General features: G+C 69.2%; 5 protein-coding genes and 1 pseudogene. 3 read left to right on the plus strand and 3 right to left on the minus strand.

The genetic code is table 11. The features are described from left to right. Positions 1-630 (plus strand): annotated as a pseudogene (locus tag P2L57_RS39495) (hypothetical protein); the annotation flags it as partial. An 895-nt stretch (positions 631-1,525) separates the two neighbouring features. On the opposite strand, the gene P2L57_RS39500 reads toward P2L57_RS39495, so the two are convergent. The 3 genes from P2L57_RS39500 to P2L57_RS39510 form a co-directional block, all read right to left on the minus strand. Beyond that, positions 1,526-2,056 carry a hypothetical protein gene (locus P2L57_RS39500; RefSeq protein WP_275823379.1) on the minus strand — a complete coding sequence of 177 codons (531 nt, stop codon included), beginning with the start codon at positions 2,054-2,056 and terminating at the stop codon, positions 1,526-1,528. A 68-nt stretch (positions 2,057-2,124) separates the two neighbouring features. After that, positions 2,125-2,703 (minus strand): hypothetical protein, encoded by a 579-nt coding sequence (locus P2L57_RS39505; RefSeq protein WP_275823381.1) that lies wholly within the window; start codon positions 2,701-2,703, stop codon positions 2,125-2,127. 13 nt (positions 2,704-2,716) lie between these two features. Next, positions 2,717-5,779, minus strand: a complete 3,063-nt coding sequence (locus tag P2L57_RS39510; RefSeq protein ID WP_275823383.1) for a toll/interleukin-1 receptor domain-containing protein — start codon at positions 5,777-5,779, stop codon at positions 2,717-2,719. A 469-nt stretch (positions 5,780-6,248) separates the two neighbouring features. Here P2L57_RS39510 and P2L57_RS39515 point away from each other — a divergent pair, with 469 nt between their 5' ends. Further along, positions 6,249-7,652 (plus strand): IS1380 family transposase, encoded by a 1,404-nt coding sequence (locus P2L57_RS39515; protein WP_275823385.1) that lies wholly within the window; start codon positions 6,249-6,251, stop codon positions 7,650-7,652. Between the two features lie 821 nt (positions 7,653-8,473). Then, a complete protein-coding gene (locus tag P2L57_RS39520; RefSeq protein WP_275823387.1) occupies positions 8,474-8,812 on the plus strand; it encodes an IPT/TIG domain-containing protein in 339 nt (112 codons plus the stop codon). Positions 8,813-8,888 lie beyond the last annotated feature (76 nt).

Genomic DNA, 8,888 nt, shown 5'->3' on the forward strand with positions numbered 1-8,888 from the left:
GGCCGGGGCGGACGACGGGCGGGTGGGCGGGCCGGACAGATGGCGCACCTGGTGGCGGCGGTTGGCATGGGTGCTGACCAGGTCGGCGCCGAGGTACTCATTGAGGCGCTCACCGCCGCGATGCCCGGCGTGGGCGAGCAGCTGGCCGCCGCGGTGCGGCAGGCCGAGGCCGACGGCACGCTGGATACGTGGCTGGCGCCGATGTCCACCGATCCGCTCGGCCGTCTCGCGGCGGCCAGCCAGGAGCAGATGGCCCAGGCGCGCGGTGTGGCAGGGCAGTTGGGCGGGGTCGGCGGGCTGTACCTGGCGTACGGGCTGGGAATGCCCGACACCCCGGCCCTATCGGCGTTGCGTGCCCGGATCGACGAGCTCGGCCTAGGCCAGCTCCTGGTCGCGGTGGCTACCTCGATGGTCAACCCCTTCCGATTGGCCACCGTGTTGTCTTCGTGCCTGGTTCCCGAAGTCGCCGTGGTGGCAGGCATGCTGCAGGCCCTGGTCGCACGCCACGCCGCCGACGGGCTGCTACACCGGCCCGACGTCCCCGGCGGGCCGGAGGACTTCATGCGCGAGTGGCTCACCGCCCTGGGCGCCGCGGCCACCAGAGGCGACTGCGGCACGAGACAAGGCTGACGGGATATCAGCTGGTGGCGAGGACCAGGGCGGCCCTGACCGCGAACACCGCTTCGGTGCACAGCGAGGTTGCCCGGGGCACCGGCCCTTTGCCTGTCGGGGGCGGTCGCCGTGACGCTAGCGGCCGATGGCCACGGCTCGGGGGTCACGCTCCAGAAAATGCGGGCTCCGTCGAATTTCTTGCATTTCTTAATGGCTCGAATGGAAAGGGCTTGAGGGGGTGCGTTTATTTCTTATTTGCTGGTTTTTGGGGTGGCAAATGGGTACGACCTGTGAGCCCGGGGGTGCGGGGCGCGGCTGGGGCGTGGGGTGGTCGTCACTCGCCGTGTGTGAGGTGCTGTGCGCCGAACCTCCCGAACCGCCGCCTCTCCAACACGAACAGGACGCAACGCAATCCATCGTCCGCTCCCGCAACAACCCCCGCAGGCGTCGACGAGGCGGGAGAAGAGTTCCCTGGCATACCGCCCCACAGTGCGGCGGCACACACCCGACACAGCGGCCGGAACTTCGGGACTCCCCTGGTACCGCGCGAGCAGGAAGGCCATCTGCTCCTGCACAGTGCGAGGTATCAACCGACTGCAGGCTGCCTGGTCGAAGCGCGAAAGACCGTGGTGGGGCTCGCAGGTAGGCACTGGCCCTTGGGCATCATCACGACACATGAACCGGCCCTCAGCCACCACCCCAGACGCGGAGCACGGTTGGGCAGACGGCCACGCTCACGCAACTCGGTGACGGACGGGAAACGGTCGTGGGCAGCGCGGTACGGACCCGGCAGTGGGGACAGGGCAGTTGCGGCACTGCGGGTCTCCGGCTCGGCGCGGGCGGCGGTGGCCGGGGCGGCCGCGAGCTGAGGATGGGCGGTGCGGGTGGCCAGGCGGTGGGGGAACCTCACTTCTCACTCGTCCGGTGGCACCGCGCTTGCCAAGTTGGGGACGCCGCACGCGTCGGCCAGGAGGTCGACGTAGTCGACGAGGAGGCGGCGGGTGTCGGTGAGGGCCGCACGGAGTTGGGCGGCCTGAGCCCAGGCGCGTTCGTGGTCGAGGCGGGAGCGGTCGGCCGGGCGGCGGCTCTCCCAGTCGTCGAGCAGCGGGTGCCAGTGGGACAGCAGGGGACGCAGGCCGTAGTTCAGTATGGCGACGGCCAGGTAGCCGAAGTTGTACTGGCCCTGCCGTTTGGGCTGGGCGACATCGGGCCCGTGGCGGCGTAGGACGTCACGTGTGGTGCCGAAGAGCGAATACAGGCTGGAGAGGGCTTCCCGCAGCAGTCCTTCATCCTCCCGCAACGGGACGACGGATACCCGGGTCACCAGTTCCACGTACAGTTCCCAGGCCGCTTTGCGTTCGGCGTCGTTGGGTTCCCAGACGCCGTCGATCTGCAGTACGTGGAGGTTGAGCTTCACCCCGACGCTCTTCGGCGGCCTCACCATGCCTGCGCACCTTCCCGTACGACAACCGTTCCCTCACGACCGTATCGCCTCGCGGACGGTTACCGGTGTCAGCCGGATCCCTGGACAAACCTGCCGCCTTGCCAGGCGAAGGTGCGCTGTAGGCGCTGCGTGGGGCAGCACATGGGGTCATTCGGGGCGTACGCCACGAGGTCCACAGTGACGGAGTGTCCGGAAAAGGACAGACCGGCCACTCTCAGCCCATGGCCGTTCACTTGTTCCGTGGCGCTGACGAGCGTCGCTATGCGCCGCGGCGCATCGGGGGCGGACGAGCCGTCGTAGACGTCGAGCTGGTGGGGCCAACTCGACGCCTGGTGCACGCAGTCGAACCAGACGAAGGCATCAGGCGTGTCGGCGCCCCGGACGGCGGCGAACCGGGTGCCCAGGACCTCGATCCCCTCGTTGCCTTGGGTGGTGCAGTCGATGTCGGTGATCGCAGAGGCCCAGTTGGTGTTCGCCAGCGGGGTGCCGGCGGGTGAGGCGGACGGCGGGATGGATGGTGTAACAGGCGCCCTGGGGGAGGTGCTGGTGCAGCCGCCGACGACCAGGCTTACCGACAGCAGGGCAGCAGGGAACAGGCCGGTGCGTAACCGGCGGTGGTGCCGGCCGGGTTGCTCGGGACGGCTCACGGTGACCTCACTTCTATCGGGCGGGCAGAAGGGGCAGGACCGGGTAGTTGCGAAGGCGGCTCGGATGAGCGCAGATGTCGGCGGCGGCTCCGGTGACGCCGCTGAGCGCGGGGGTGCCGGGCGTGCGGTGCAGGGCCGGGTCGACCAGGCGGCAGATCTGCTGTTCGGTGTATCCCCGCCACAGTCGTACCGTCCGGTCCTCGCCGCCGCTGACCAGTTGGTCGCCGTCCGGGGACCAACTCAGTGAGGTAACGCCGCCCGGGTGGGCTGCGTCGCGTCGCTGGAGCAGCAGGCCGCGCAGCGGATCCCACATCTCGATGGTGCCGCCGCCGTCGCCGGTGGCCAGGCGTGTGGAGTCCGGGGACCAGGCGAGTGCTTCGACCGTGTCGTCACCGGCCTTGAGGACGATCGGGGACGGCTTGCCGGTGTCGCCGTCGCGGAAGTGAACGGTGCCGTCCGCGCCGCTGACGGCGATCAGGCGGCCGTCCGGCGACCAGGCCATGGCGCGGGCCAGTTGAGGGGATGGCCGGGGGGCCGGGCCGAGCAGCCGCCGGTGGCCGAGGTCCCACAGGTACAGCGAGCCGTCTGCCCTGGCCGCAGCCAGTCGCCGTCCGTCGGGGGACCACACGACGGACTGGACGGGCCCGTGTGCGCCGCCGCACGCCACGGTCTGACAGGGCTGCCAGGGGGTGGGGCGGCCGGTTGCGGGGTCCCAGATGCTCACCTGGCCCTGGCTCGTTCCGGAGGCGACCATTCTGCCGTCCGGGGACCAGGCCGCGGTGAGCGCGTCTCCGCTGCCCCACCACGGCTGCGAGGGCCCCGCCGGGCTGGCTGGAGTCCAGGTCTCCAGCCCTTGGTATCCCACCCGCAGCAACCGCCGGCCGGCGGGGTCCCATGTGATGCCCTTGATTCTGTCGGAGGGGAAGCGTGGCCGGAGCGTGCTGCCCGGCAGTACCCGCCTGGTGCGGGGGTCCCAGACCTGCACGGTGTCGTCGGCGCTGCCTGCGGCGACGCGTCGGCCGTCGGGCGACCAGGCCACCGCGAGCACGTTGTCGGTAGGGCCGGGCAGGCGCCCCTCGTCCGGTGCCGGGGGCTGGACCTCCCACAGCCGCAAGAGCGAACTACGCGGTCCGTTGCTGTCCCAGCGCCCGCCGCCGTTGACGAAAACTCCGACGAGATAACGGCTGTCGGGCGACCAGGCGAACGAGTCGAGGTCGTGTTTGCTGCTTTGGGCGAGCGGTGGACCGATCCGGGTGCCGGTGCGTGCGTCCCACAGGCGGATGGTTCCGGCGAAGTCGCTGGCGGCCACCCGGGTGCCGTCCGGTGACCAACGGACCTGGTTGTAGTTGTTTTCCAGCCCGTTCTCCTGTGCTGACACGTCTGTCGCCGTCGCCGTTCCGGTGTCCGCGTCCCACCACTGGACGGCTCCCGAACACGCGGTGGCAAGGTGACGGCCATCCGGAGACCAGGAGATGTCGCCCGCAGGGTGCGCGGTCCGTTTGGCCCACAGCTGCGTGCCTTGGCGCGCGTCCCACACTGCCAGTCCCGTCCGGCTCGCGGCCGCGAGCCGGGTTCCGTCGGGTGACCACGTGAGACCGTACGTGAACCCGTGGGAGCCGGGCAGTGGGCCCTCGAGCGGACGGCCGGTGGTGACGTCCCAACGCCTGATGCCGTCCTGCGAAGCCGCGGCCAGGACGTCACCGCGGGGAGCGAGATCCATAGCTTCGACGGAGTCCTCCCCCGGGCTTAGGGGGAACGGTCCAGCGGTCACCCGGCCGGTGGCAGCGTCACGCAGCAGGTACCAGTTCCGCGTCCCGTAGGCATCGTGCAGGCTCACCAGCAACGACCGGCCGTCCGGCCCCCATTTCAGGCCGTCAGGGCTCAGCGGACCCGTGCCGGGATCGACCGCCCATCGGCCGGAAACAACCGAGCGGCCCTCCCGCACCGACCAGTATGACACCCCGTTGAAGCCGGCCGTCCACACCCGTGATCCGTCCCCGGACCACCGCACTACCGCAATGCCGCCGGGCTGCTCGAGCGACACCTCGCCGACCAGCCGCGTACCCCAGTCGCCCAGCCGCTGCCCCGCCTCGCCGAACGCTGCTCGCGCTTCGGGAAGAGCTGGGGTGACCCGCTGCTCGGCCGCGAGCGCGAAAGCAACCGCCGCGTAAGGGTCGGAGACGGTGCGGGACTGCGCCACGTACTGGCGCGCCTCGGCGAGCGCGGTCTGCCGGCGGGCCGCATCGCGCTGGTGGACAGCCACCACCGCAGCACTCGCCGCGGTGACGGTCAGCGTGGTCAGGACAGCAATGGCCAGCCGTACATGACGCCGGGTCCTGCGGTGCTGGCGGACGTCCTCGCCGATGAGCCGATCCTTGTCGACCCCGTGCAGCGGGGCGGCCAAACCGGCCACGGCCGTACGGAACTCTGCGTCGCGCATGGAGAGTTCGGGCCTGGAGCGCGCCCAGCCCAGCGGCACCGCGTGGGGCTCTTCCTGGAAACGTCCGGCCAGACACCTGGGCAGCGCCGTGGTCCGCTCCCAGTCGAAGTCGCTGTGGAGGCCGTCCCAGGCCATGCCGGGCAGGCGCCCGCTGCCGTCGGCCGGGGGATCTGTGAGCACGATTAACACGTTCTCCACGCCCCGATGGGTACACCAGTGCTCGACCTCCCGTTCGACCCACGGCGCCGTGGCCGACTGCTCGCTCGCGAGGAGAATGAGGAAACGTGAGCTGTCTAACGCCCGCTGGATCGAACCCCATAACCGCGCCCCTGCGGCCAGGCTGCCCTCGTCCCGGAAAGCCCGCAGCGCCCGCAGCCGGTACCAGGGCCTGGCGAACGTATGGAGCCCCTGCTGGAGCGCGAGCGCAAGCTGCCGATCAGCCGCCCTGCTGTACGAGATGAACGCGTCATAGGCAAACCTTTCGCCCGACTCCGCACGAAAACCCGCGCCCGGCAACCACTGCCGCACGACAAGACGAGCAACCCTCGGCACAGCCCCTGCACCCCCGCAAGGCTCGCTGCAACGCCCGGACAACGCCCCACCGAGCTCCGGCCGTAACCACCAGCAACTCAGCATGCCAAAAAACGCTGTTGGTTAGGCGGTCAACGGTCAATTCCGCGGATACCCGGGGCAGGGCCGGGACGCCGCCGAGAGCACGAGAGACCGTGGTGGAGCTCGCAGGTGGGACTGGTTCTTGTGCGTCCTCGCGGTCCATGAGCCCACTGTGCGTCGATGCCCTGTGGACACCCGCCGCCTGAAAGCCGGGAGGTCAATTAGGTGGTTCGGCGGCCAGCGTCAGCTCGTGCAGGCTCCACGCGTTCTGCTCCAGCACCTTGTGGGCCTCGGCGTCGCTGGGGTCGATCAGAACGAGTCGAGCTGCGGCGTTCATCGCTCGCAGCCGTTCGGCATTCTCCAGTCGCTGAGCCTCGATCCACCGATTGAATGCCTGTCCGTGTGGTGGACATGAAGGCGCGGATGCCCTCTGGCCTGGGATGATGAGACTTCCTACGGTTCCACATCGCCAGATTGAGAGAACATCCGCGAGATGCAATCTTCCCATGCCGCGGGTGCGGTTGATGCCGCGTTTGATGAGGCGAATCTGATCGCGGACGCGGGCCTGGTGCCGGTGGTCCGGCTGGCCGAGCGAACAGGTCTGCCTCGGTTGGCCGATGAGGCGATACGGATCGCCGCCACACGCAACGGCGGTGGGGCGAACCCGACACCAAAGGTGATGTCGCTGGTCGCGGCGATGTGCGCCGGAGCGGACAGTATCGAGGACGCAGACCGACTGCGGCACGGTGCGATGCCGGTGGCCTTCCATGGCGTGCGGGCACCATCCACCCTGGGCACGTTCCTGCGCTCCTTCACTCATGGTCATGTCCTGCAACTGCACGCGGTGCACCGCAAGTTCCTGGCCGCCCTGGCAGCGCACACGCCGATGGTGCCCGATGCCGACCAGGTCGCGTTCATCGACATCGACTCCACCCACAAGCAAGTGTTCGGCCGCGCCAAGCAAGGTGCGCAGATCGGCCGGTTCAAGGCAGTACGCACCCTGCACCCGCTGCTGGCGACGATCTGCACCCCGGCCACCCAGCCGGTCATCGCCGCCGTGCGGTTACGTCAGGGCAAGTCCGCTGATGCCCGAGGCGCCCCGCGTTTCGTCACCGAAGCGATCGCCACCGCCGTCGAAGCCGACTGCACGGGGGTACGAATCCTGCGCGCGGACTCCAAGTTCTACAGCGCCGACGTGGTGGCCGCCTGCCACCGCAAGCGAACACACTTCTCGATCAGCACCGGCATGAACCCCTCCATCCAGCGGGCCATCGCGGGCATCGAGGAGGAGGCGTGGCGACCCATCCGCTACCCACGGGCGGTCGTGGACCCGGATACCGGCGTGCTGATCTCCGATGCCGAGGTCGAGGTCGCCGAGATCCCCGCCTACACCGCCTTTGTCGGGCGGCCCAAGGCCGAGCAGGTCACCGCCCGCTTGATCGTGCGGAGGGTCGTCGACCTGGCCAAACCCGCCACCGTCGGCGAACAGGGCGAGCTGTTCCCCGTCTGGCGCTACCACCCATTCTTCACCGACAGCCCCCACCAGACCCTCCAGGCCGAGCGGGCCCACCGCCACCACGCGATCATCGAACAGGTCATCGCCGATGGCAAAGCAGGGCCGCTGGCCCATCTGCCCTCCGGACACTTCAACGCCAACGCGGCCTGGCTGACCTGCTGGGCGATCAGCTACAACCTGCTACGGGCCGCCGGCACGCTGGCCGGAGCGTTCTACGCCAAGGCCACCACCGCAACCATCCGCCAACGCATCATCTGCGTCCCTGCCCGCCTCGCGCGATCAGGCCGGCGACTCACCCTCCACCTGCCAGAACCATGGCACCGGCAGGCCGCCTGGCTCCACCTCTTCCGCGCCGTTCACGCCCCACCACACAGGGCCTGACACCCGAACGAATCCGCCCGCCGGGGCCCGACCGGAGAGCACGTGGAAAAGCTGGGAAGACCAGCGGATACCTGCTGCCCAGGCACACCATGACACCAAGACGGCCCCCGCCGAAGCCACCACAGGGCCACGTCAAAGCCGCATCGGTGAATCGAGGCTCAGGTGGGAGTCGGCACCGGGTTTAGGCCGGTCGTGGTGGGGATGTACTCGCCTTCGGGTGGCGTTTTCCGGCGAGATCGGGAGCCACTGATCTGGTGACGCGCGCGGGCATGGCGGAGTGTCCGGGAACGCCGGAGTGAGGGGCCTCGATAGTTGTGGTTTCGGGTCCTCCTCGCCGCCCCCTGACAGTTGCGCGGTGGAAAGAGGGCCCGTCCCTACTTTCGGAACTCCGGCTGTGCCCATACCAGGGCGCAACCCTGTCCGTTCCGCCGTTGCCGGATTGGCTGCGCAGCGGCCGGGTTGGGTGGGATCTCTCCCGGCGTCGCCTACCAAGTCGATATCCAACTCGTACAGGTCGGCGCGCGTGGCACCGTCAGCCGCACCTACCGGTGGTCACCGGAAACCATGCGACCCTGGCGGCGGCACATCGAGCAGCAGCAGACGTCCCGGCCGTAAGTACCGGGCGAACGCGCCCCGCGTAGCCGCACAGCAACCGTCGCTCACCAGCGACCACCGAAGCTTCATCCGACCATCACAACAATCCACGCAACCACCCAAACTCTCAAGCAAAACGGTCACCCGCAATTGCCCACCCGCCAACCGGGAATAACCACAGCGCCCATCGCTCACCCTCATCCACCTACACAAACCAGGAGCACGCGATGAGCGCACCAGCAACCAACGTCGTCGTCACCTCTCCCACCACCCTTACCTGCACCACACCGCCCGGCGCCGACGGGCCCGCCAACGTCACCGTCCAAACCCCCGGCGGCACCGGAACCCTCCCCAACGGCTATACCTACGCACCCGTCCCCACCCTCGGCAGCGTCAGCCCCAACACCGGGCCCGTCACCGGCGGCCAGACCGTCACCCTCACTGGAACAGGGTTCGTCGTAGGCAGCACCACCGTCACATTCGGCCTCTTGGCCGGCCAGAGCGTCACCGTCACCTTGAAGTTCCCCCCTGTTCTTGGACAGCGGGTTTCTACGCTGCGGGGGTGAAGTCTTGTCGGAGCCTGGCTCGGGTTTCGAGCGGGGTGATGTACCCGTATTCGCGGTGCTTGCGCAGGCGTGCGCG

Source organism: Streptantibioticus ferralitis (genome assembly GCF_029223525.1).
In the GTDB taxonomy this organism is placed as follows: Bacteria; Actinomycetota; Actinomycetes; order Streptomycetales; family Streptomycetaceae; genus Streptantibioticus_A; species Streptantibioticus_A ferralitis.